At 72.6% G+C, this 21,614-nt stretch carries 18 protein-coding genes; 9 read left to right on the top strand and 9 right to left on the bottom strand.

The genetic code is table 11. The features are described from left to right. Positions 1-32 precede the first annotated feature (32 nt). Genes HAV39_RS14555 through HAV39_RS14545 form a run of 3 tightly spaced genes read right to left on the bottom strand, consistent with a single transcriptional unit; the run spans position 33 to position 4,425 of the window. Positions 33-1,301, bottom strand: a complete 1,269-nt coding sequence (locus tag HAV39_RS14555; RefSeq protein ID WP_239120544.1) for an ABC transporter substrate-binding protein — start codon at positions 1,299-1,301, stop codon at positions 33-35. A 26-nt stretch (positions 1,302-1,327) separates the two neighbouring features. Next, complete coding sequence (locus tag HAV39_RS14550; protein ID WP_191839743.1) at positions 1,328-3,418, bottom strand: DUF2264 domain-containing protein; 2,091 nt, start codon at positions 3,416-3,418, stop codon at positions 1,328-1,330. Then, positions 3,415-4,425, bottom strand: coding sequence for a hydroxyacid dehydrogenase (locus HAV39_RS14545; protein WP_191839742.1), 1,011 nt, complete (start codon positions 4,423-4,425; stop codon positions 3,415-3,417). Before HAV39_RS14545 ends, HAV39_RS14550 begins: the two co-directional genes overlap by 4 nt. Positions 4,426-4,755: 330 nt before the next feature. Between HAV39_RS14545 and HAV39_RS14540 the strand changes: the two genes are divergently transcribed. The 4 genes from HAV39_RS14540 to HAV39_RS14525 all read left to right on the top strand — a co-directional run bounded on the left by HAV39_RS14540 (position 4,756) and on the right by HAV39_RS14525 (position 11,176). Beyond that, positions 4,756-5,883, top strand: a complete 1,128-nt coding sequence (locus tag HAV39_RS14540; protein WP_203736234.1) for a substrate-binding domain-containing protein — start codon at positions 4,756-4,758, stop codon at positions 5,881-5,883. Between the two features lie 13 nt (positions 5,884-5,896). Beyond that, positions 5,897-7,564 (top strand): heparinase II/III family protein, encoded by a 1,668-nt coding sequence (locus tag HAV39_RS14535; RefSeq protein ID WP_191839740.1) that lies wholly within the window; start codon positions 5,897-5,899, stop codon positions 7,562-7,564. 116 nt (positions 7,565-7,680) lie between these two features. After that, the gene (locus HAV39_RS14530; RefSeq protein WP_191839739.1) at positions 7,681-9,657 is read left to right on the top strand and encodes an FAD-dependent oxidoreductase; all 1,977 of its coding nucleotides are present in this window, start codon (positions 7,681-7,683) and stop codon (positions 9,655-9,657) included. A gap of 121 nt (positions 9,658-9,778) precedes the next feature. Further along, positions 9,779-11,176 carry a carboxylesterase family protein gene (locus HAV39_RS14525; RefSeq protein WP_203736235.1) on the top strand — a complete coding sequence of 466 codons (1,398 nt, stop codon included), beginning with the start codon at positions 9,779-9,781 and terminating at the stop codon, positions 11,174-11,176. Between the two features lie 26 nt (positions 11,177-11,202). Here the strand turns inward: HAV39_RS14525 and HAV39_RS14520 are convergent, their stop codons facing one another. After that, entirely contained in the window at positions 11,203-11,847 is a 645-nt protein-coding gene (locus HAV39_RS14520) for a M23 family metallopeptidase (RefSeq protein ID WP_191839738.1), read from the bottom strand. Positions 11,848-11,926: 79 nt separating this feature from the next. Continuing rightward, positions 11,927-13,330: a cellulase family glycosylhydrolase gene (locus HAV39_RS14515; RefSeq protein ID WP_191839737.1), complete on the bottom strand. Its 1,404-nt coding sequence runs from the start codon at positions 13,328-13,330 to the stop codon at positions 11,927-11,929. Positions 13,331-13,514: 184 nt separating this feature from the next. Here HAV39_RS14515 and HAV39_RS14510 point away from each other — a divergent pair, with 184 nt between their 5' ends. The 3 genes from HAV39_RS14510 to HAV39_RS14500 all read left to right on the top strand — a co-directional run bounded on the left by HAV39_RS14510 (position 13,515) and on the right by HAV39_RS14500 (position 15,289). After that, on the top strand, positions 13,515-13,901 hold the full coding sequence (locus tag HAV39_RS14510; protein WP_191839736.1) for a VOC family protein: 387 nt from the start codon (positions 13,515-13,517) through the stop codon (positions 13,899-13,901). 81 nt (positions 13,902-13,982) lie between these two features. Continuing rightward, a complete protein-coding gene (locus HAV39_RS14505; protein ID WP_230689756.1) occupies positions 13,983-14,396 on the top strand; it encodes a PadR family transcriptional regulator in 414 nt (137 codons plus the stop codon). After that, positions 14,393-15,289 (top strand): permease prefix domain 1-containing protein, encoded by an 897-nt coding sequence (locus HAV39_RS14500; RefSeq protein WP_191839734.1) that lies wholly within the window; start codon positions 14,393-14,395, stop codon positions 15,287-15,289. The genes HAV39_RS14505 and HAV39_RS14500 overlap by 4 nt, the downstream gene beginning before the upstream one ends. Positions 15,290-15,336: 47 nt before the next feature. On the opposite strand, the gene HAV39_RS14495 is transcribed toward HAV39_RS14500, so the two are convergent. Next, complete coding sequence (locus tag HAV39_RS14495) at positions 15,337-15,768, bottom strand: glutaredoxin family protein (protein ID WP_191839733.1); 432 nt, start codon at positions 15,766-15,768, stop codon at positions 15,337-15,339. Between the two features lie 24 nt (positions 15,769-15,792). Continuing rightward, the gene (locus tag HAV39_RS14490) at positions 15,793-16,236 is read right to left on the bottom strand and encodes a DUF6223 family protein (protein WP_191839732.1); all 444 of its coding nucleotides are present in this window, start codon (positions 16,234-16,236) and stop codon (positions 15,793-15,795) included. A 228-nt stretch (positions 16,237-16,464) separates the two neighbouring features. On the opposite strand from HAV39_RS14490, the gene HAV39_RS14485 reads away from it, so the two are divergent. After that, positions 16,465-17,595: a sensor histidine kinase gene (locus tag HAV39_RS14485; RefSeq protein WP_191839731.1), complete on the top strand. Its 1,131-nt coding sequence runs from the start codon at positions 16,465-16,467 to the stop codon at positions 17,593-17,595. Continuing rightward, positions 17,592-18,254, top strand: a complete 663-nt coding sequence (locus HAV39_RS14480) for a response regulator (protein WP_191839730.1) — start codon at positions 17,592-17,594, stop codon at positions 18,252-18,254. The genes HAV39_RS14485 and HAV39_RS14480 overlap by 4 nt, the downstream gene beginning before the upstream one ends. A 22-nt stretch (positions 18,255-18,276) precedes the next feature. Here HAV39_RS14480 and HAV39_RS14475 read toward each other — a convergent pair whose 3' ends face one another. Together HAV39_RS14475 and HAV39_RS14470 are read right to left on the bottom strand one after the other, a co-directional pair. After that, positions 18,277-19,737 (bottom strand): dynamin family protein, encoded by a 1,461-nt coding sequence (locus tag HAV39_RS14475; RefSeq protein ID WP_191839729.1) that lies wholly within the window; start codon positions 19,735-19,737, stop codon positions 18,277-18,279. Further along, a complete protein-coding gene (locus HAV39_RS14470) occupies positions 19,734-21,545 on the bottom strand; it encodes a dynamin family protein (protein WP_239120545.1) in 1,812 nt (603 codons plus the stop codon). Before HAV39_RS14470 ends, HAV39_RS14475 begins: the two co-directional genes overlap by 4 nt. Positions 21,546-21,614 lie beyond the last annotated feature (69 nt).

Raw genomic sequence — 21,614 nt, 5'->3', positions numbered from 1 at the left:
GACGGCCGGGCGGCCGTCCCCGCGTACCTTCGTCAGTTGACCTCGTTCTTGACGCGGGACTCCATCTCCTTGATCGCGTCGTCGAGCGACTTCTGCTTGGTCATGATGAGCTGGTGTTCCTCGTTGAGGATCGTGTCGATCTTCGCCGTCTTGTCGCTGACCGGCATCTCGGGGTTCACCTTGTCCGGGGTGAAGGCCTTCTTCGACAGGTCGTCGGTGGGCATGCCCGGCAGCGCGAAGTACTGCTGGCGGATCTCGTCGCTCTGGTAGGCCGGGACCACGCCGATGCCGGTGATCGCCTTGGCGCCTTCCAGGGAGCTGGCGAACTCGACGAACTTCTGCGCCGCGGCGGCGTGCTTGGCCTTCTTGTTGACCGCGAACGCGGTCGGCGCCCCGAAGGTGGTGACACCGGTCGCGCCGGGGCGCTGCGGCATCGGGGCGATGGCCCAGTCCGCGTCGGTGGTGCCCTTCTTCTTCTCCGACAGCACCTTGGCGATGTACCAGGTGCCCATCGGCAGCATCGCGGTCTTGCCCGACTCGAACATCGAGGCGTACCCGGTCTTCTGGGTGACCGCGGTGCCGAAGTCGAGGGTGGCCCCGGCCTCCTGCAGAGCCAGCGCGGTCTTGTACTGGTCGGCGAAGAACTTGTAGTCGCCGGCGAGCTGGTCGCCACCGGTCTGCGCGGCGGAGATGGCCTGCACGATGGAGCGCCAGGTGTGCTGGTAGGCGCCGTAGACCTTCTTGTCGCCGGTGCCGGTGGTGAGCTTCTTGGCCAGCTCGACGTACTGGTCCCAGGTCAGGTTCGTCGGGTAGGGCTGCTTCGCGGCGTCGAACATCTTCTTGTTGTAGTACAGGACCCAGAAGTCCTGCCGGTACGGCAGCGCGTAGTACTTGTCGCCGTCCTGCTTGTACTGGTCGAGCCCGGCGAGCTTGGCGCCCTCGGCCGAGGTCGCGGCCGAGGTGATGTCCTTGAGCTGCCCGCGTCCGGCGAAGCGGACGTAGTCAGCCAGCGTCTTCATGGTGATGACGTCGGTGGTGTCGCCGCCGGCGAGCATCGTGGTGACCTTGGTCGGGTAGTCGGCGGCGAGGATGTCGACGGGCTTGATGGTGATGTCCGGGTTCGCCTTGTGGAAGGCGTCGAACAGGGTCTGGAACTCCGGCGTGGAGGCGAGGCTCCACACGGCGACGGTCAGCTCGACGGGGCCGCTCTCGGCGTTGTCTTCGCCGGAGCCGCACGCGGTCAGCGGCAGCGCGACTGCCATCGCCAGACCGACCGCTGCCAGCATCTTCCTTCTCTTCACGAACGTTCCTTCCTAAGGACGGCCGCTCACGCGGCGGAGGATCTGTTCTGTGCGTGGTGGTGCGGGCCGGTCGGCGGCGCGGGCAGCGCCGCCGTCGTGGTGACCTGGTCGGGCCACGTGACCCGGACGACCGGCGCGTCCTCGGGTCCCGAGATCTGTGCCAGCGGCGCGGGTGCGCCGCCGTTGAGCGCGAACGCCGCGATGTGCCAGGCGGTCGGCCCGGGCCTGGCCTGCAGCCAGGGGATGGCGGTGCGTTCGGCCAGCGGGGTGGCGTCGTGCACGGTGTGCACCCCGGCGACGTCGAGGCCGTGCAGCCCCACCGCGGTCGAGGTGAGCGTCGTGCCCACGGCTTCGGCGACGGGCTGGGCCGGGCCTTCGGACAACGGCGTGCCTGCCGGGTCCGTGCGTGCGTCGGGTGTGTCCGCCGCCGGTCGCGGGCGGGCGAGCACAGGGGTCGACCGGTCGTCGGCGACGCCCGCCGGGACCGGCCAGCCGCCGACACGTAGCGCCGTGACCTGGTCCCAGCCGGGCGCGCCCGCGGGGTCGACATGCACGAGCCGCACCTCCCACGCGCCGCGTACGACCGACACCGTGGTGACGGTGGCCGCGTCGACGGCGTCGCCGGGCAGGCCGGAGCCGTGGTCCGGGGCGTTGCGGTCCGGCTTGACCCAGCGGCAGCGGGCGCGGGAGGCCAGCACGGCCGCGTCGCCGCCGAGCAGCTGTACGTCCAGGGTGGTGAAGCCGCTGCGGTGGGTGGCCTCGCCGTGCGTGTCGAGCAGCACCACGGACTGGTCGAGCGGGCAGTCCCAGCCGTCGTCGTCCATCGCCGGCGCGGTCGCGGTGGAGTAGCCGAGCCGGGCGTACAGCGGCGAGTCGGTGCTGCGGTCGCCGGGCCGGGCGTGGTCGGTGCCGTGGTTGTAGACCCGCACCACGCCGTCGGCCGCGGTCGCCGACAGCGCCCAGCCGGGCGCGGTGATGACGGCGAACTGGTCGGCCTGCTCGACGGGCAGCGGCTGCTCGACGTCGGTCCACACCGGATGCTCGGCAGGCAGCGCGAGCCCGAGCAGGCCCTTGGACGCCCAGTAGGGCGAGCCGGTGCCGGAGTAGCGCTGGGCGATGCGCCGCCAGGGGTGGTGCCAGCCGAGGGTGAGCAGCCCGTCGGCGTCGGGCGCGCCCCGGTCGGTGAAGTGCTTGACGATCCCGGACGCGGCGCGGCGCAGCAGTCCGGGCGCGAGCGCGCCGGTGCCCGCCAGCGCGCCGGCCCAGAACGGGGCGGCGGCGGCGAAGCGGTAGGTGAGGCTGCGGCCCTGGATCAGCGGCGAGCCGTCCGCGCCGACCAGGCGCACCGCGTCGAGCAGGTAGCGGTCCAGACGCCGGGTGTACTCGGGCAGCAGCGGTGCGGCCTGCGCCTGCGCGCCGGTCATCCGGCTCCACAGGATCGGGTACAGGTGCAGGGCCCAGCCGGCGTAGTGGTCGTAGCTGCGTTCGGGCCCGTCGCAGTACCAGCCGCCGTCGCGGGCGAAAGACTCGTGCGTGGCCAGGTCGGCGGCGATGTCGTCGGGTGACCACGGGCCGCCGACGGAGGCGAGGAACTGCTCGACGACGATGCGAAACCACACCCAGTTCGTCTGGGGGTAGGTGTGGTCGCCGACGACCTGGGCGAGGTAGTCCACGACGCGTTGCTGCACGCCCGGGTCGAGGTTGTCCCACAGCCACGGCCGGGTCAGGTCGAGGATCAGCGCGATCGACGCGGCTTCGACCTTCGCCTGGCCGTGTTCGCGGGGCGTGGTCCAGCGTTCGGGCGAGCCCGGGTCGGTCCCCGCGGCAATGCCCGCGGCGTAGCGTTCGAGCAGGTGGTGGGGGTCGCGGCCGTGCTCGCCGGCGATGCGGAACCCGGCCAGCAGGAACGTGCGGGCGAAGCCTTCCAGGCCGTCGACGGCGGTGCCGTAGCCGCCGGGCGTCCCGGGCGGGGTGATCAGCGCGCCGGTGGGTGAGGCGTGCTGCCAGGCGGAGGCGAGCAGGTGGTCGGCGAGCGCCGCCCATTCGCTGCGGGTCCAGCCGGTGTACGGCGAGATGCTCGCGCTGCGCTCGTCGACGGCGGTGCGGTGCCCGCTCATGCGATCATCTCCAGTGCTTCGCTGGTGACGGCGTCGATCGGGGGTCTGCCGTGGACGAAGCGTTCGAGTTCGTCGAGGGCCTGGGCGCTCAGGCGCCGGGTCTCCGAGCCGAGCGACCCGGCGATGTGCGGGGTGATCATGACGTTGGGCAGCTGGGCCAGCAGCGATCCGGCGGGCAGTGGCTCGGGGTCGGTGACGTCGAGGATGGCGTTGAGCCGGCCGGTGGCGCATTCGCGCTCCAGCGCGGCGGTGTCCAGCACGGCGCCGCGCGCGGTGTTGATGACCGTCGCGCCGTCGGGCAGCAGGGCCAGCTCGCGGGCGCCGATGGCGTGCCGGGTCTGCGGCAGTTCGGGCAGGTGCAGCGAGACGATGTCGGCGTGGGTCAGCAGCTCGTCCAGCTCGACGAGGCGGCCGCCGGCGGCGGCGACGGCGACGGGGTCGGCGTACGGGTCGGTGACGAGCACCTGCGCGGTGTCGAGGGTCCGCAGCCGTTCGACGACGCGGCGGCCGATGCGGGAGAAGCCGACGATGCCGATGGTGCGGCCGTAGTTGGACAGGTCCTCGCGGTGGTGCACGTCGTCCCAGTCGGCCGGGCGCAGCCGCGATTCGGCGGCCAGCACGTGGGCCTTCTTGCCCGCGAAGACGATCGCGGCGAGCGTGTACTCGGCGACCGGCGTGGCGTTGGCCTCGGCGGCGCTGGTGACGAGGATGCCGCGGCGCCAGATCTCGTCGGAGACGAGGTTGCGGACGCTGCCCGCGCAGTGCAGCACGGCCCGCAGCCGGGGCGCGGCGGCCAGCCGCTGCGGGGTGAGGGTGGGCGCGCCCCACGAGGTGAGCAGCACGTCGGTGTCGGCCAGCCGGGCCCGGGTGTGCGGGTCATCGAGGTCGTCGGTCCAGATCGGATCGCCCAGGTCGGCCAGCGTCCGCAGTCGTTGCAGCTCCTGGGGCCCGAATTGGATCCGGAACGTGTCGGGCCGCATCACGAGCAGTGCCTGCGGACGGTACATGCGGTGGCCTCTCCCGGGTTCCCAAAGCCTTGCTGATATGTTTGTTTATGTTCGTTCGAACAGTGCGATGAGTAGACCAGCCCGGAAACTGCACGACAAGTGCCCGTTACGAAGCTGTAACATGGAACGCGTAGACCTGGCCTTTTCTTTGTGAACGAATATGTTCGTTTGATCTGTGAGGGAGGCGACGATGGTGCGAGCGACCTGCCATCGATGCCCGTCCGGGCCGGTCAGGTCCGTCCGGACGGCGGCCCGCCGCGTGCCGTGCCACGCCACGCGTCCGTGCACAATCGAGCCCGACGCGCGCGACATCACCGTGGAGGCCCAGCCGTGACCCTGTCCGAGCCACCGCTGCTGCCGGACCAGCGCCGCGAGCGGCTCCTGGCCGACCTGCATGCCCACGGCACGCTGCGGGTCAGCGAAATCGCCCGCTCGCTGGGCGTCACCACCGTCACCGTGCGCCGCGACCTCGCCCAGCTCGCCGACGAAGGCGCGATCGAACGTGTGCACGGCGGCATCCGGCTGCCCCGCAACGGCGAAGGGCAGCCCCAGTTCAGCGTCGCCGTCGAGGATCCGGGCAGGTCCACGACCGTCGACGAGGCGTCGCTGCCCGCCGTCGGCATGGTCGTCCCGTCGCTGGACTACTACTGGCCGGAGATCGTCCGCGGCGCCCGCGACGCCGCGCCCGACGCCGGGGTTCGCATCGTGCTGCGCGGATCCTCCTATGACGACGTCGCCGACACGCGCCGCCAGACCGCCTGGCTGCTGGAGACCGCCGGCATCCAGGGCCTGCTCATCGCACCGCCCACCCTCGGCGACGAAGCCGCGCAGCTCATCGACTGGCTGGCCGGGCTCGACATCCCGGTGGTGTTCGTCGAGCGCACCGCGACCGTCGGCCTGTATCAGGAGCACGTCGAGTCCGTCTTCACCGACCACGCGTTCGGCGCGAGCCTGGCCGTGCGGCACCTCGCCGCGCGCGGCCACCGCCGAGTCGGTTTCCTGGCCTCGGCCAGCAGCCCGCACACCCCGGCGGTGCGGCGCGGCTGGCAGCAGACCGTGGCCGCGATCGGCCTCGAACTCGACGCCCCGGAACTGATCAGCCCCGATCACCGCGACCCCAGATGGGACGACGAGATCGACCGCGGCATCGACGCGTGGACCGCCAGCGGCACCACCGCGCTGCTGGCGCACTCCGACCGGGAGGCGATCTCGCTGGTCGCACGATGCGAGGAGCGCGGCATCCGCGTCCCGGACGACCTCGCCGTGGTCGCGTTCGACGACGAGGTCGCGGGCCTGGCCAACCCGGCGCTGAGTGCGGTCCGGCCGGCGAAGTACAACATCGGCGAGAGCGCGATGCAGCTGCTGTCCCAGCGTCTGCAGGACCCGGCACGGCCCGTGCACCGGGTGTCGGTCAGCCCGCAGCTGATCGTGCGCGACTCCAGCGGCGCCCGCCCCTGACGGCCGCGCGACCATGCCCGACACTTCCTTCCCCCGCCCGACGGGCGAGCTGACCTCGCTGCTGCGCGACATCCGCGCCGCGGCCGCCGACGACTCCATGCCTGAGCTGGGCTTCTCCGCCTACCGGGACTACTTCGACACGGGCAACCGCATCCGGTACGAGCGGCGCTACTTCCGCCGCCGCGCCCGGCTGGCCGCCCGCGCCGCTCAGGCGCTGCTCGCCCCGGACACCGACCTCGGGCCGCTGGCCGACACCCTGTGGTCGGTCTGCGACGAGTACACCTGGGCCCTGCCCGCGCACGTGCGCCACAGCGCCGACCAGGACCGCGGCCCGGAGCAGTGCCTGGACCTGTTCGCCGCCGAGACCGCGCACACCCTCGCCGAGACCGTGGCCGCGCTGGGCGACCGGCTGGACCGCCGCGTCGCCGACCGGGTGCGCGCCGAAGTGGAGCGCCGGGTCTTCGTGCCCTACACCGACGACCGGCCGCTGAACTGGGAGGGCTTCGGCAACAACTGGGAGGCGGTGTGCGCCGGGGCGACCGGGATGGCGGCCCTGGCGCTGCTGGGCGGCTCCTCCGCCGACGCCTCCCGGCTGGCCACGATGCTCGACCGCAGCCGCCGGGCCATGGACCGCTACCTGGCCGGATTCGGCGACGACGGCGGGTGCGCCGAAGGCGTGGACTACTGGGTCTACGGCTACGGCTACTTCGTGTACTTCGCCGAGGCGCTGCGCGAGCACACCGGCGAGGACCTGCTCGACTCGGCGAAGGTGGCCCAGATCGCGGCGTTCCCGCACCGGGTGGCGCTGGGCGGCGGCGCGTACGTGCCGTTCTCGGACGCCTCCGAGCGGCCGTGGCTGCCCGCGGGGCTGCTCACCCGGCTGGCCGAGCGGTTCGGCACCCCGCCCGCGCGGGTCGTGCCGTCGTTGCACGACGACCACTGCTACCGGTGGGGGCACCTGTCGCGCACGCTGGCCTGGTTCCGGCCCGGCACGCCCGCGATCACTGCCGAGGCGACCAGCCACCTGCCCGACCTGGCTTGGGTGGTCCACCGCGGCCGGTTCGCGTTCGCCGCCAAGGGCGGCCACAACGACGAGCCGCACAACCACAACGACCTGGGCCACTTCGTCCTGCACACCCGCGGCCAGAGCGTGCTGGACGACCTCGGCGCGGGCGAGTACACCGCCGGCTACTTCGGACCCGGCCGTTATGAATACCTGCACCCGTCGGCGCGCGGCCACTCGGTCCCGATCGTCGACGGCCAGGGGCAACTGCCGGGTGCGGACCGGGCCGCGAAGGTCCTGCTATTCCGCGACGACGGCGACACGCTCAGCTTCGACCTCGACCTGACCGGCGCGTACGAGGTGGCCGGGTTGCGGTCGCTGGTCCGGCGCTTCCGCTGGCGGCCCGACGGGCGGCTCGAACTGACCGACGAGATCGACGCCGAGCGGGAACTGCCCGTCGAGGAGGTCTTCATCAGCCGCCGCGAGCCGACGCTGACAGCCGGCGCGGCGAGCTGGGGCGACCTGGTCACGCTCGCGCACGGCTGCCCGCATGCCGCTCTGGAGGAGGTGGTCGCCTCGGATCACCAGGCCCGGCCGGACCGGGTGTACCGGCTGAGCTGCATCACCGTCGCGCCGGCCGGGCAGTCCGTGCACCGGTTCGTGTTCGAGGTGAAGTGAGCGAGCCGGCGCTCGTCACCTCCTGAACACCGATGTGCCACCGGGCGACGCGCCGCCCGTTCTGCCCCTTTTTCTGCCTCTTCCACTCTGCGACCCGCGTACTCCACAATCTTCGTATGTCTGACCAAATCGGGCACCACCTCGTGTCGTCGTCGCCCGAGCCGGATCACGCCGCCGGCCTGCCCCGCATTCTCGTGATCGGGGCCGGGATCGCCGGGCTGGCGGCGGCACAGGCGCTGCGCGGACTCGGCCACCCCGTCACGATCCTGGAAGCCCGCGACCGCGTCGGAGGACGCATCTGGACCGATGCCGACGGTGTCGACCTGGGCGCGCACTGGATCCACGGCACCGAAGGCAACCCGATCACCGAGCTGGTCGAGCGGTTGGAGATCCCCTACAGCTATGTGGGCGGCGACAGCTCCTACACCGGCGGCTTCGACAATCTGGACCTGTTCGGCACGGACCGGCGGATCACCAGCCAGGCCGCGAAGAACCGCACCCTGGAGCTGGCCGACGGAGTGCTGCACGAACTCGAACAGCGCGCGGAGCGGGCGCGCAGGCGCGGACACCCCGACACCTCCCTCGCCGAGGCCATCGGCCAGATCCTCGCCTCCCGCGACTACGGTCCCGAAGACGAGCACGCCGTGCGCTACCACCTCAACGTGGTGCTGCGCGAGGACGTCGCCGAGGACGCCGACCGGCTGTCGCTCAAGCACTGGGAGGACGGCTACCTGGTCTACGGCCACGGCGACAGCGTCCTGCACCGTGGCTACCAGTCCGTCGTGGACGCCCTCGCCGACGGCCTCGACATCAGGCTGAACCATGTCGTGGCACGGATCGAGGCCGGCGAGGGACCCGTGCGGGTCGTCACCGACCGGGGCGCCTTCACGGCCGACAAAGTGCTGGTCACGCTGCCGCTCGGGGTCCTCAAGAGCGGGGCCGTGGCCTTCGATCCGCCACTGCCGGCAGCCAAGCAGTCGGCGATCGCGCAGCTGGGCTTCGGCACCCTCAACAAGATCGCCCTGCACTTCCCGGAGCCGTTCTGGCCGCAGGAGCAGTACGCCTTCGGCTACCTGTGCCGCGACACCGACCGCCATCCCACGGTCGTGATCAGCATGTGGCGGTCGCACGGCAAGCCGATCCTGGTGATGCTGCTGGGCGGCTCGCTCGGCCGCGAGCTGGAGACCTGGTCCGACGAGCAGGTCGCCGACTACAGCGCCACCGTGGTCCAGGACATCTTCGGCCCCGACGCGCCCGCCCCCGCGCACGTCTCCCGCACGGGCTGGTCCGGCGACCCGTTCGCCCGCGGCTCCTATTCGTGCATCGGCGTCGACGCCTCCCCCAAGGACATCGGCGTGCTCGCCGAACCGGTCGGCGGGCGGCTGTACTTCGCGGGCGAGGCCACGAACGGCTACCACTGGGGCTGCGTGCACAGCGCGTACGAGTCGGGCCTGCGCGAGGCCGCCCGCATCAGCGGCGACACCACCCTCTACACCGCACCGAGCGCGGAGACCCCGCGCCGCCAGCGGCGCGACATCGACCGGATGAAACGGTTCGCGCGTATGCGCATGAGCCACATCAGCGACCAGGATCTGCGCGAACGGGTGGCCTGCCTGCGCGGCAGCGTGGACCCGTACGGAGTGCGCCTGTTCGCGCCGCTGGTCGACGCCGAGCTGGAGACGCTGGCCTCGATGTTCGACGAGCTGACCTTCGCCCCCGGCGAGGCCGTGTGCCGCGAGGACGACGACGCCCACGGGATCTACCTGATCGCCGGTGGGCAGGTCGAGGTCGACTTCGGCGGCGTCTACGAGCGCACGACCATGACCCGCGGCGCGCTGCTGGGCGCGCACGACCTGTTCTTCAGCGCCCGCACCGCCACCGTCACCGCCCTGAGCGACGTGGAGCTCTACTACCTGGACCACTACCGTTACCAGACGTTCCTGTACGCGTTCCCCGACGTCATGATGCTCATGATCACGGATCTCGTCACCCGCTGGGAGCAGCTGGAGAGCGCGCTGGGCGCGGCGGCGCTGCCGGGTGCGCAGCGACGTTCCGGGCAGCGGAGCGACGACGGGGCCGTCGCCTCGGCGTGACCGGATCGGCACACCGCCGGGGTGCATCCACGGACTTCTCCGGAATATCGTGGCATCGTCGCGTCTGGCCGCGGACCAGCCCCCGGTCGGCCGTCGACGCCGAACGAAAGGCAGGTCGCCGGTGCTGTCCGACTCCCCCGCCCGCAGCGGCGACCCGCTCGCCGCCGGTGCGGACGTGCTGGTCACGGTCTGCGGCGGCACGTTGCGAGGGCGGCAGGAGAACGGCCTGACCGTGCTGCGCGGCGTACGCTACGCCACCGCCCCGCGGTTCGGCCCGCCGGTGCCTGAGCAGCCCTGGCCGGGTGTACGCGACGCGGTCGCGCACGGCGGTGTCAGCCCGCAGCCGCCGGCCCGGCCGGGTTCGGCCGGCGGCTCACCCGAGATCGGTGTCCAGTCCGAGGACTGCCTGAACCTGACCATCGTCACCCCGGCGGCCGACGGGGCGCGCCGGCCGGTGATCGTCTGGCTGCACGGCGGCTCGTACCGTTCCGGGGCCGGCTCGTGGGACCGCTACCGGACCGATCGGCTCGCCCGCGAGGGCGACGTGGTCGTGATCAGCGTCAACTCCCGGCTCGGGGCGCTGGGCTACCTGTCCGCGCCCGGCGTCTCCCCCGGCAACCTGGGCCTGCTGGACCAGCTCGAAGCGCTGCGCTGGGTCCGCGACAACGCCGCCGGCCTCGGCGGCGACCCCGGCAACGTCACCCTGGTCGGGCAGTCTTCCGGCGCCCACTCGATCGCCTGCCTGCTCGGCGTGGCGCGGGCGAGGCCGCTGTTCCGCCGGGTCGTGCTGCAGAGCCCGCCACTGGGACTGGGCCTCGGCGGTGCGGCCGACACCGGGCGGCTGGGCGAACGTTTCCTCGCCCGGCTCGGCGGCGACCCGTCCGGGGCCTCGCTCGAACAGCTGCTCGTGGCGCAGCAGGCGGCCGAACGCGATGTCGCCGGACGCGGATTCACCCCGGCGTACGGGCCGGTGGCCGGCGCGGATCCGCTGCCCGACGCCGAAGGCTGGCTCTCCGCGTGCCGGGCGGGTGCGCCCGACCTCGACGTGGTGCTCGGCACCACCCGCCGCGAGATGGCCTACTTCCTGGGCGGCGGTCCCATCTCCGCGCGGGTGCCGCTGGTCGGGCGGGCCGTCGAGAACGGCGTCATCGGTGTGGTCACCTGGACGGCTTTCACCCGGCCGACGCTGCGGTTCGCCAGGCTGCTGAGCGGGGCCGGGGCGCGGGTCTTCGTGTACGGCATCGACGGCCCGGCCTCGGCGTCGCCCTACCGGGCGGGCCACTGCAGCGACCTGCCGTGGCTGTTCGGCGACGAGGCCGCGTGGGCGCAGGCGCCGATGCTCGCCGGTCAGCGCTGGGCGGACGTGACCGAACACGGCAGGGCGCTGCGTTCGGCGTGGCTGTCGTTCGCGGCCGGCGGCGCGCCCGCGCTGACCGAACTCGGCTGGCAGCCGTACCGGGGTCGGCGCGCGGCTGTGCACCGCTTCGGCACGGCGTGCGGCGGTGGGCTCGGCCGCTGAGGTCCGAGCGGGAGCACAGCGGCCGGCTAGCGCTTCTTGTCGACGCAGTTGTTGCTGGTACGCAGGACGGTGTACTCCCGGTCGTCGTGCGTGATGCCCGACGCGGCCCCGTCGAACCAGCTCTCCACCGTCTGCAGACCGCGGCGCTGCTCGTAGTGCAGGTGCGCCGCGCCGGAGTCGCCGGTGCTGCCGACCTTGCCGATCTGCTGGCCCTGCTCGACGCGTTGGCCCTGCTCGACCATCGGCGGTTCGAGCAGGTGCATGTACACGGTAGACCACCGGCCGCCGTGGTCGATCTTCACCCAGTAGCCGCCGCCGCTGCCGCGCGGGCCCTGCGGGTTCTGCGGCGTGCGCCCGCCCAGCTCCCCGTTGATCCCTGCCTCGACGACCGTCCCGCCGTAGGACGCGAGCACGGGATGCCCCCAGGACTGCCCGGACATCGGGAACAGGTCGACGTCGTGCTCGCCGTGGCCCGGATAGGTGCCCAGCTGCCATTTCTCGCCGCACGCGGCGGGCAGCTGGAACAGCAGCCGGGGACCGGCGGGCCACAGCCACAGGGCGGCGGCCCCGACGACGGCGACGGCCGCGACGATGCCGAGCGTGCGCAGTACGCGGGCACGGCGGCCGCGGCCGCGGCGGCGGTTGCCACTGCTCTGGTAGACGGTCGGCACGGACCGAGCATGGCAGGCCCGGGCAAGGTCGCGGGTCCGGCCCGGGCGTCGACCGCCCGGGCCGGCTCTCCGCTGACGATCAGCTCGCGGTGCAGGTCACCGCAGGGACGCTGTTCGTGCTGCCGTTCCACGATCCGAGGAACCCGAAGGTCGTGCCCGCGCCGGCGGCCAGGCTGCCGTTGTAGCTCACGTTGCGGGCGGTCACGGCCGATCCGCTGCTGGTCACCGTGGCGCTCCAGGCCTGGGTGACGGTCTGGCCGTTGGCGAAGGTCCAGGTCACCGTCCAGCCGCTGATCGCCGCGCTGCCCGCGGTCACCCGCACGTCGGCCTGGAAGCCGCCCGGCCACTGGCCCACGATCGAGTACGCGGCGGTGCAGCCGCGCCCGCCGGGTGACGGCGACGCGCTCGGTGAGGGCGAGGTGCTCCGCGACGGCGAGGAGCTCGGCGACGGGGAGGTGCTCGGCGAGGCGGAGGGACGCGGGGACGCTGTGGCGCTCGGCGACGGCGTACCGCCGAAGATCGTGGCCTCCTTGGCGGTGGCCTTGATGCCGTTGGCGCCGTTGAACAGCCGCAGGCCCCACGTGGTGAGCTGGGTGGGGTCGAAGTTGACCGTCATGTCCAGGTACGGGTCGTTGTTGCCGGCCCAGGACCAGCCGAGGTAGCCCAGGCCGCGGGCGTTCGCCTCGGCGATCAGGGTCTGGTCGTCGACGTTGCTGGGCGAGCGCTGCCAGCCGAACTCGCCGATGACCAGCGGCCAGCCGTTGTTCTTGAAGCGGTCGAGGTAGTCGCGGATCGCGGTGGCGGTGCTGAACACGTCGTACATGTGGATCGAGAGCACCGTGTTCTGCTGGGTGTCGGCGTTGAGGATCGTCTGGGCGTTGTCGCGCATGACGTACTGCCAGTCCTGGCCCCAGTTCGGCGCGTCCACCATGAGCAGGTGCTGGAAGCCGTTGGTGCGCATCTTCTGGATCGCGGCGGTGGTCGCGGCGGTCCACTGGCCGGCGTTGGTGTTGCCGATGGGCTCGTTGCCGATATTGATGACGACGTAGTTCTCCTGGCCCACCAGGGCGGCCTTCTGGCTGATCCAGTAGTTGACGGCCTCGTCGAGCGTAGCGGCCGCGCCGTCCTCGCCGTAGCCGGTGGTGTCGTGCACCTCCAGGACGCAGATCAGCCGGTTCTGCTTGCACAGGGAGATGACGTTGGCGACGTCGGTGGACGGCCCCCAGCGCTTGCCGCTGCCGAGCACGACGCGCACGGTGTTGGCGCCGGCGGCCTTGATGTCGGCGAACGAGCTGGTCTGGCCGGTGAACCAGACGTGCTCGTGGTTGACGCCGCGCATGATGAAGTTCTGGCCGTTGGCCTCGACGATGTTGCGGCCACTGATGTGCAGCCCGACGGCCGCGTCAGCGGGGCTGACGGCGACGAGGATGGATGCGGCGGTGGCCAGCACGGCGACACCGACGGAAGTGAGCAGTCTTTTCATGACCTACCTCTGGAGGAGGCCCCAGGACAGGGGCGGATCGCGTCATGCCCGCAGGCGTGTATGCCCGATCGCTGGTCGCTGCCCTGACTCATCCGCGCGTCGGTCAGCGTATGCGCATTCGTCGGTACGTGCAACTAATGCCGAGCCACCGGTGCCCGCGCCGCCGTCGCGCGATGATCAGGTCATGGAGGTTCTCAGCAGCCGCGTCCTGCTCCGCCCGGCCGACCCCGAACGGTCCCGCCGCTTCTACCGGGACGTGCTCGGGCTGGCGGTGTACCGGGAGTTCGGGCCGCCCGACGATCCCGGCCGGGTCTTCTTCCTCGGCCAAGGGATGCTCGAGGTGTCCGGCAAGGCCGACGGCGGACCCTCGGGACCGATCCGGATCTGGTTGCAGGTCCGCGACCTGCGGGCGGAGCATGAACGGCTCGCGGCCCTGGGCGCGGTGATCGTCCGCGAGCCGCAGCGCGAGCCGTGGGGCCTGGACGAGATGTGGATCGAGGACCCCGACGGCGTGGCCATCGTGCTCGTCGAGGTCCCCGCCGACCACCCGCTGCGCCGCGACACCCGGTGAGGTGACGACCGCGAACAGCCTGCCCTGGACAGGCGAATGACCCCTCGCACCTTCAGTACTTTATCTGCTAGAGTACTCAACGTGCCTGAGAAGTCTGACAGCGATACCTTTCTGGCGAGCGACGCGTTCGCCGCCGACCTCCTGCGAGGGCATACCGACACGATCGTGCTGGCGGTCCTGAGCCAGGGCGAGAGCTACGGCTTCGAGATCTTCAAGACGATCCGTGACGCCACCGGCGGCGCCTACGAGATCAAGGAGGCGACGCTCTACGCGAGCTACCGCCGCCTGCTCAAGGACGGCCTGGTCGAGGCGTACTGGGGCGACGAGACCCAGGGCGGCCGCCGCAAGTACTACCGCATCACCGATGCGGGACGTGCCGTGTACCACGACAACGTCGGAGCCTGGGAGATCACCCGAGGCCTCATCGACACCCTGCTCGATCTCGGCAAGGCAGCCCGCACGGGCTCCACGCGACCCGGAAGGCGGCAACAATGACCGACGACAGCCTGGCGATCCACCGCCTGCTCGACGAGGCGTTCGCCGGAATCGAGATGACCCCCGAAGCCCGTGATCTTAAAGAGGAGATGCGCGCCAACCTGGTCGCCCGGATGGCCGAACTCGAACGGTCCGGCGTCAGCCGCGACGCCAGCGCGCAGCGCGCGATGGCCGAACTGGGCGACATCCGGTCGATCGTGACGGAGACCGCCGCGACGCCGCCCGCACCGGCCTGGCGCGACCAGCGGGTCCGGCCGCGACCGGCGTACGTCGTCCGGACCCTGCTGCTGTCGCTGCCGGCAGCGGCGGCGCTGGCCGTGCTCGTCTGGTCCGTGCTGGACACGGCGGTGGCCGGCTGGCAGCCGCTCGCCGTCGCGGTGCTGGCGGTGGCCGGTGGCGTCATCGTGGCCGACGCGCTGCGCCAGGAGACCACCGCCAGCTACCCCCTGCCGGTCGGCCGCGCGGTCAGTTATGGCACGGCCACAGCGGCGGGACTGGCGGGCGCTGGCTGCGTGGCGGCCGCCTACCCGCAGTGGCCGGTCGGGCTGCTGGTCGCCGCGGGCGTGCTCCTGATCGCCGCCGCCGTCGCGTTCACCTACCTGGGCGTGACCCAGACCAACCGGCACAAGCCGTGGATGGTCCGGCTGCAGCGCGAACACGAGGAGATCGGAGACGTGTTCGCGGGCGACCCCGCGGCCGCCGCCCGGTTCGGCATCTACACGGCCGCCATCTGGATCGCCGCGCTCGCGGGATTCGTGGTGCTGACCTTCACGGTCGGCTGGGCCTGGTCGTGGCTCGCCCTGCTCGGCGGCCTGCTGGTGATGCTTCTCCTGCTGGCGCGCACCATGTTCCACCCACACGGCTCCGAGCCGCACAGTCCCGCACGGCGCTGAAAACTCCGGCCGGGTGCGACAGCACCCGGCCGGTCACGCGCTTGCTCTTATCGGGCGAGCTGTCCGCGCAGCCAGCCCGGGTCGGGGTTGACGTGCGGCTGCCCGGCGACCACGACCGTCGGCACCGTCTCGTCGCCGCCGGTGACGGCCCGCACCGCCGCCGCGCCCTCCGGGTCACGCCAGATGTCGACCCAGTGGGCGCGTCGGCCCGCAGCGCCCAGGCGGATACGAAGACGCAGGCAGAACTGGCAACCGGGCCGCCAGTAGATGATCGGCCTGCCGTCGGCCGCGCTGCGCCGCTGCGCCTCGGCCGCGGCCAGCGACCGGGGGAAGACCAGCGGCGACAGCGCCACGGCGAACAGGGTGAAGACCAGCCCCACTGCCACACCGGCACCGGTCGACCCGGTGCTGACCTGCCGCACCGCCACCGCGAACCCGATCAGCACGAAGAGAATCGGGGGAACCCACCTGCGCGTCATGCGCCCACGCTAGCCGTGGCCGGGTCAGCCGGTGCGGCGGGAGCGGGCCATGGCCAGCCCGCCGAGGATCACGGCGATCAGCCCCACGACCAAGGCCACGTAGGCGCCGCCCAGCCCGTTGCCGGTGCCGACGCCGCCGTCGGCGGTCGCCGCGACCAGCCCGCCGAGGGCGATGCTGAGCAGCCCGCCCGCCAGCGCCATGGCGGCCCCCAGCCGCCCGGTGCGGGTGCCGAACCGACCGGTGGGGCGGGCCAGCGCCAGCCCTCCAATGATCAGGCCGGCCAGCCCCAGCAGGGCGGCCGCGCTGGCGCCGAGCCGCCCGGCGCTCATCGTGTAGACGTTCGCGGCGGCGGGCTGGGCCGACGGGTGCGCGGCCGCCGGCGCGGCGATGGCGAAACCGCCGACCAGGGCGGCTGCGGTCACGGTGAGCACCAGCCGGACCGGCCTCAGTGCTTTCGACGTGTTCATTTCCTGTCCTCCTTCTTGCGTCCGGCTTCCGAGGTTCGGACGTCGCTTGAGCATGTCGCGGCGCGGGCGGCCGGTCGTCGTGCGGACGGAGGCGATCCGTGCTGCCACCGGTGCCGGATCCGGCTGCTGTGCACGCCGTAGCCGCCGGGAAGGTACTGCGGGTGCGGTATGCGGCCGCTCGTCTGCGGGGAGGAGTCGCCCGCGCCGGGATCCGGTTAGGGTGCGCGCATGAGCGCCGAACGGTTCCGGATTCCAGCCGGTGTCACCGACGGGGCGATCGCTGCCTGCGTGGCGGTGACGCTGCTGGTCGCCGGGCTGCCCGGGAACCGCTCCGGCGAGGGCCTCGACCTGCTCGGCTACGTGCTGCTGGCGGGCGGCGGCCTGGCGCTGGTCGCGCGGCGGCGGGCTCCGGTCCCCGTCCTGGTGGTCACCGGCCTGTGCGCTGTCGGCCACCAGGCGCTCGGCTTCGACGTGCCGGCCGTCGCGTTCCTGTTCGCGGTGTACGCCGCCGTGCGGGCCGGTCATCGGATCGTCACGATCGCGGCGGCGGCGGCGATGCTGGCCGCGCTCCCGCTCGCGGTGCTCGCCCTGTCGCCGGACACGCCCGTCGGTGAAGCGCTCGCCCGCTCGCGCGGCGCCCTGGAGATCGCGTGGCTGGTGGCCGCCGGCGCCGCCGGCGAGGCGCTGCGGCAGGCCGAGCGGCGGGCGGACGAAGCCGAGCGGACCCGGGAGGAGACCGCGTTGCGGCGCGCCCAGGAGGAGCGCCTGCACATCGCGCGGGAGCTGCATGATTCGCTCACCCATCAGATCTCGGTCATCAAGGTGCAGGCCGCGGTCGCCGTCCATCTGGCCCGCAAACGGGGCGAGCAGGTGCCGGAGGCGCTGCTCGCGATCGAGGAGGCCGGGCGGGAGGCGGCCCGGGAGCTGCGAGCCACCCTGGAGGCGCTGCGTGACGACGACAAGGCCCCACCGCTCGGGCTCGACCATGTCCCGGCGCTGGTGCAGCGGGCCCGCACGACCGGCCTGGACGCGACGTTGACGGTCGTGGGCCGACGCCAGGACGTGCCGGCCGCCGTGGACCGGACCGCGTACCGGATCGTGCAGGAGTCGCTGACCAACATCGCCCGGCATGCGGCCGCCGCGACGGCCTCGGTCCGGATCGACTACCGGGCGGACTGCCTCGCGATCCGGGTCGACGACGACGGCGCGGCGCTCCCCGGCACCGCTCCGACGCCCGGTGTGGGGCTGCTCGGGATGCGGGAACGGGTCACCGCCCTCGGCGGCCGACTGCGGGCGGAACCGCGCGGCGAGGGCGGCTTCACCGTCCACGCCGAGCTGCCGGTGGACCAGGCCCGATGATCCGCGTCCTGCTCGTCGACGACCAGCCGCTCATCCGCAGCGGATTCCGTGCGCTGCTCGACGCGGAGGACGACATCGAGGTGGTGGCCGAGGCCGCCGACGGTGCGCAGGGCGTGGAACTGGCCCGGCGGCACCTGCCGGATGTCGCGCTCGTCGACGTCCAGATGCCGGTCGTCGACGGTATCGAGGCCACCCGGCGAATAGCCGCCGACCCGGCCCTGGCCGGGGTGCACGTCGTCATCCTCACCAACTACGGCCTGGACGAGTACGTCTTCGAGGCGCTGCGGGCCGGTGCGGCCGGGTTCCTGGTCAAGGACGTGGAGCCGGTGGACTTCCTGCACGCCGTGCGGGTGGCGGTGCGCGGCGACGCGCTGCTCGCGCCGTCGATCACACGCCGGCTGATCGACCGGTACGTCGCCGAGCCGCCGCGCACCGGGGCGGCTGACGGCCTGAAGTGGCTGACCAACCGGGAGCGGGAGGCTGTCGTGCTGGTCGCGCGGGGGCTGTCCAACGACCGGATCGCCGAGCACATGGTGATCAGCCCGCTGACCGCGAAGACTCACGTCAACCGGGCGATGGCCAAGCTGCACGCCCGCGACCGCGCCCAGCTCGTCGTCTTCGCGTACGAGTCAGGCCTGGTGACGCCACGCGACCGCTGACCGCGACGGCCGGCAGAGGCCGTCACCGGCCCAGGCCGACCAGCATGCCTTCGCAGCTGCGTACGACGGCCGCGGCCGCCCGCCGCTGGTGCAGGTCCAGCCGCGGGTCCTCCGCGTGCTGCTGCCAGCGGTGCATGGCGTCGGCGGTCAGGTCCCGCAGCTCGCCGCCGGACAGCTCATGATCGGCCCCCAGCCGGACCGCGGCGTCGGTGCCGTCGCCGCCCAGAAGCCGGTGTGCTTCCGCGCCGGCGTCGGCGGTGAACGCGACCTGCCCGGACCGCATCGCCGCCAGCAGCCGCAGCTCGCGGAAGTCGTGCGCGGTCGCGAGCAGCTGTTCGATCCGCGCCCGCAGGTGGGCGCCGTCCTGGCCGGGCATGCGGTCCGCCAGCCGGTCCAGGCCCGCCAGTGCGGTGCGCGCCTTGAGGACGGTGCGCCGTTCGACGAAGCAGGCGGTGATGACCTCGCGGAGTTCGGCGAGCCCGCTGCGCCGGACGAGTTCGGCGGCGAGTTCGGTGCGGGTGGCGCAGCCGGTGCGGGCCAGCGTCGTGGCCAGGCGTACGCCGTGGATGCCGAAGCGGTGGAGCAGCCGGCGGCGCACGTCGGCGTCGATCGGCAGCGGGCAGTCGTCGCCGGCGAACCGGTCGGCCGACATCAGGCACGCGTCCTGGGCGTCGCGTGGCGCGGCCGCGATGGCGGCCACGGCGGTGAAGTCGGCGTCGGACAGGGTGCGGCCGGCGAGCGCGACGAGGCCGCCGTAGGCGACGACGCCTGAGCAGGTGGCCGTCACCGCGGGATCGCGCTGGTGGCGGCGGGCGAGCTGGCGGGCGGTGAGCAGCGCGTCGATGCGTCCGCCGCCCACCTGGTCGGCGTGGGTCAGCACGATGACGGTGTTGACGGGTGTCGCTGTCGCAACCGTGCCGTACTGGGTGTTCTGGAGGGTGTGCAGGTCGGTGACGCGGATCTCCGGGCTCGCGTAGAGGATCGCGTCGGCTTCGCCGACGGCGGGCTCGGTCGCGGCGCGATGTCCGTCGTCGGCGGGGTCGGCGCCGGGGGTGTCGACGAGGGTCAGGTGTCGCAGTGAGCGGGCCGGCCAGGCCACCTTGAGGTCGGTGATCCCCGAGCGCCGGGTGGTGCGCGGGTCCAGCCGCAGGCCGTGGGCGGTGCGGGTGGTGGCCAGTTCGCGGGCGGCGCCGTCGGCGGTCCATGCGGTGACGTGCGGTTGTGCCCCGTCGGTGTACCGGGTGACGACGTCGTGGCCGTCGCCGAGCGGCAGTGGGGCGACCTGGTCTCCGATGAGCCCGTTGACCACCATGGACTTGCCGGATCGGCGCGGCCCGACGACGGCGATGTGCAGCGGCTCCTGGAGCCGGCCGTACAGGCGGTCGAGCTGTGCCGCGGCGTGGCCGTCCTCCCCGCTCAGGTTCCAGGCTTCCTGCAGGAGCCGGCGCACGGCGTCGTCGAGGGTGGGTGCGTGGTGGCTCATGCCCGGGCTCCGGCGGGTGCCGCGGCGAGCCGGCGGGCCTGCTCCTGCAGCACGGCGAGCTGGCGCATCTGCTGGTCGCGTTCGGCGACGTCGGCGTCGGCCGCCAGCTTGGCGCGGCGCAGGGATTCGACGATCTGCTGCTGGAGTTGCTCGGTGAGTGCCGTGTAGTGATCGCGCAGCAGCCGCTGAAGTTGCCGCACCATGTCCCGGCAGTCCTTGCTGACCAGCAGGAAGAAGTCGTCGACGTGGCGCTGGGCGGCCGCCTTCACCGTGGCCTGGCGCCGTTTGAGCAGCCCGCGGCTCTCGTCCAGGACCGTCTTCGCGCCGAACAGGGCGCCCGCGCCGAGCGAGACCGGGTTGATCAGCGGCATGCCGGCCAGGCTCGTGGCGAGGCCGAAGATGAGGATGCCGCCGTAGGACCCGCGCAGTCCGGTGAAGAACTTCTGGACGTAGGTGAACCGCTCGACGTAGGGCTGCTCCATGAGCGGCACGTTCTCGGTGAGGTGCTCACGGGAGGCCGGCGACCAGCCCGGCGCGGTGTCGTCGCCGTGGCCGTAGGCGAGGAAGTGCTCGGCGACCCGGCGGCTGATGACGTCGAAGCGCTGGAGCATCCAGCCGTGGTTGGCCTCGTCGGCTTCGAGGAGGTTCTCGTCGAGCCACTGGGCGAAGGTGTCCCAGTCCGACAGCGGGTCGGCCTTGTCGAAGACCTCGTCGACCTTGCGCAGGATCTTGCGGGTCCGGTCGCGCAGGTCGTACTCGAGGTCGGAGAGCAGGTCGGCCATCTCGTCGTTGAGCGTGTGCTGCCAGCGTACGGAGCACCGGCGCAGCTCGTCGACGGTGCGTTGGGCCTCGTGCAGGCGGGACAGCGGCCCGGGGGCCGGCTCCGGGCGCGCCTCGGCAGGCTCCGTGCGCAGCGGTGCGGCCAGTTGCTCGATGACGGTGCGGGTCAGCTGCCCGACGGCGGCCCGGGCGAGTTCGCCGGTCTTGGCGGCCCGGTCGGTGTTGAGGCGGGCCAGCAGCGCGGGGAACCCCGATTCGGCGTTGACGGCGCTGTCGTTGCTGCCCGCGGCCCGCAGCCGCAGGTCGGCGGAGACGGGCAGGACCGCCGGGCGCACCCCGATCGCGGCCAGGCGGCGGCGGGACTGCTCGGCGGCGTCGCGCCAGCGCGGTGACAGGTCGATTTTGGTGAGCACCAGGGCGACCCGTGCGTGCGACTGCGCCAGGTGCCCGATGGTCGAGATCTCCGATGGCGACAGTTCGCTGTTGACGTCGGAGGCGACCAGGACGATGTCCGCGCGGGCGAAGGCGGTGAGCGCGTCGAGCTGCGTGGGGTCGAGCGCGTCGAGGCCGGGGGTGTCGATCAGCACCATGCCGCTGCCCAGCAGGGCCCGGGGCAGGCCGATCTCGACGTGCGCCGCGCCGGGGTGGCCGCCGAGCTTGCCGGCGACCGCGGCCGCGACCTGGTCGAGCGGCAGCGGGGTGCGGTCCGGCTCGGTGATCGCGCCGCCGGGGCGGTTGCCGGCGGGTGGTGTGTGGACCAGCGCGACGGTCGGGGTGTCGGCGTGGGTGACGACGGTCGGCAGCACGGTGGTGAGTTCGTCGCCGACCGGGCAGGCCGGGGCGTTGAGCAGGCCGTTGATGAGCTGGCTCTTGCCCTGTCCGGGCTCGCCAAGGACGAGGACGCGCAGTCGGGGGTCCAGCAGCTGGGTTCGCTTCTGCTGCACCGACTCGACCAGGTCGGTGCGGCCGTGGGCCGCGCTGAGGCGGGCGGTTTCGTCGAGTACGTCGAGCCAGATTGGTGCTATCACGGGATGGATTCTGCCGATATCAGAGGAATTATCAAGTAGTGATCGGCTGGACCGCCCGTCGCCGTGCGG

Origin of the sequence: Catellatospora chokoriensis (genome assembly GCF_011297315.1) — a bacterium.
GTDB lineage: Bacteria > Actinomycetota > Actinomycetes > Mycobacteriales > Micromonosporaceae > Catellatospora > Catellatospora citrea.
Note: the sequence above shows the minus strand (reverse complement) of the source record. Positions and strands in the feature narration are given on the sequence as shown.

What these genes read in the sequence shown, in the direction of transcription:
- HAV39_RS14530 (WP_191839739.1), top strand. Translation starts at nt 7,681, where the DNA reads ATGTCTGACCAAATCGGGCACCACCTCGTGTCGTCGTCGCCCGAGCCG.
- HAV39_RS14510 (WP_191839736.1), top strand. Translation starts at nt 13,515, where the DNA reads ATGGAGGTTCTCAGCAGCCGCGTCCTGCTCCGCCCGGCCGACCCCGAA.
- HAV39_RS14515 (WP_191839737.1), bottom strand. Translation starts at nt 13,330, where the DNA reads ATGAAAAGACTGCTCACTTCCGTCGGTGTCGCCGTGCTGGCCACCGCC.
- HAV39_RS14490 (WP_191839732.1), bottom strand. Translation starts at nt 16,236, where the DNA reads ATGAACACGTCGAAAGCACTGAGGCCGGTCCGGCTGGTGCTCACCGTG.
- HAV39_RS14495 (WP_191839733.1), bottom strand. Translation starts at nt 15,768, where the DNA reads ATGACGCGCAGGTGGGTTCCCCCGATTCTCTTCGTGCTGATCGGGTTC.
- HAV39_RS14485 (WP_191839731.1), top strand. Translation starts at nt 16,465, where the DNA reads ATGAGCGCCGAACGGTTCCGGATTCCAGCCGGTGTCACCGACGGGGCG.
- HAV39_RS14545 (WP_191839742.1), bottom strand. Translation starts at nt 4,425, where the DNA reads ATGTACCGTCCGCAGGCACTGCTCGTGATGCGGCCCGACACGTTCCGG.
- HAV39_RS14480 (WP_191839730.1), top strand. Translation starts at nt 17,592, where the DNA reads ATGATCCGCGTCCTGCTCGTCGACGACCAGCCGCTCATCCGCAGCGGA.
- HAV39_RS14550 (WP_191839743.1), bottom strand. Translation starts at nt 3,418, where the DNA reads ATGAGCGGGCACCGCACCGCCGTCGACGAGCGCAGCGCGAGCATCTCG.
- HAV39_RS14535 (WP_191839740.1), top strand. Translation starts at nt 5,897, where the DNA reads ATGCCCGACACTTCCTTCCCCCGCCCGACGGGCGAGCTGACCTCGCTG.
- HAV39_RS14500 (WP_191839734.1), top strand. Translation starts at nt 14,393, where the DNA reads ATGACCGACGACAGCCTGGCGATCCACCGCCTGCTCGACGAGGCGTTC.
- HAV39_RS14475 (WP_191839729.1), bottom strand. Translation starts at nt 19,737, where the DNA reads ATGAGCCACCACGCACCCACCCTCGACGACGCCGTGCGCCGGCTCCTG.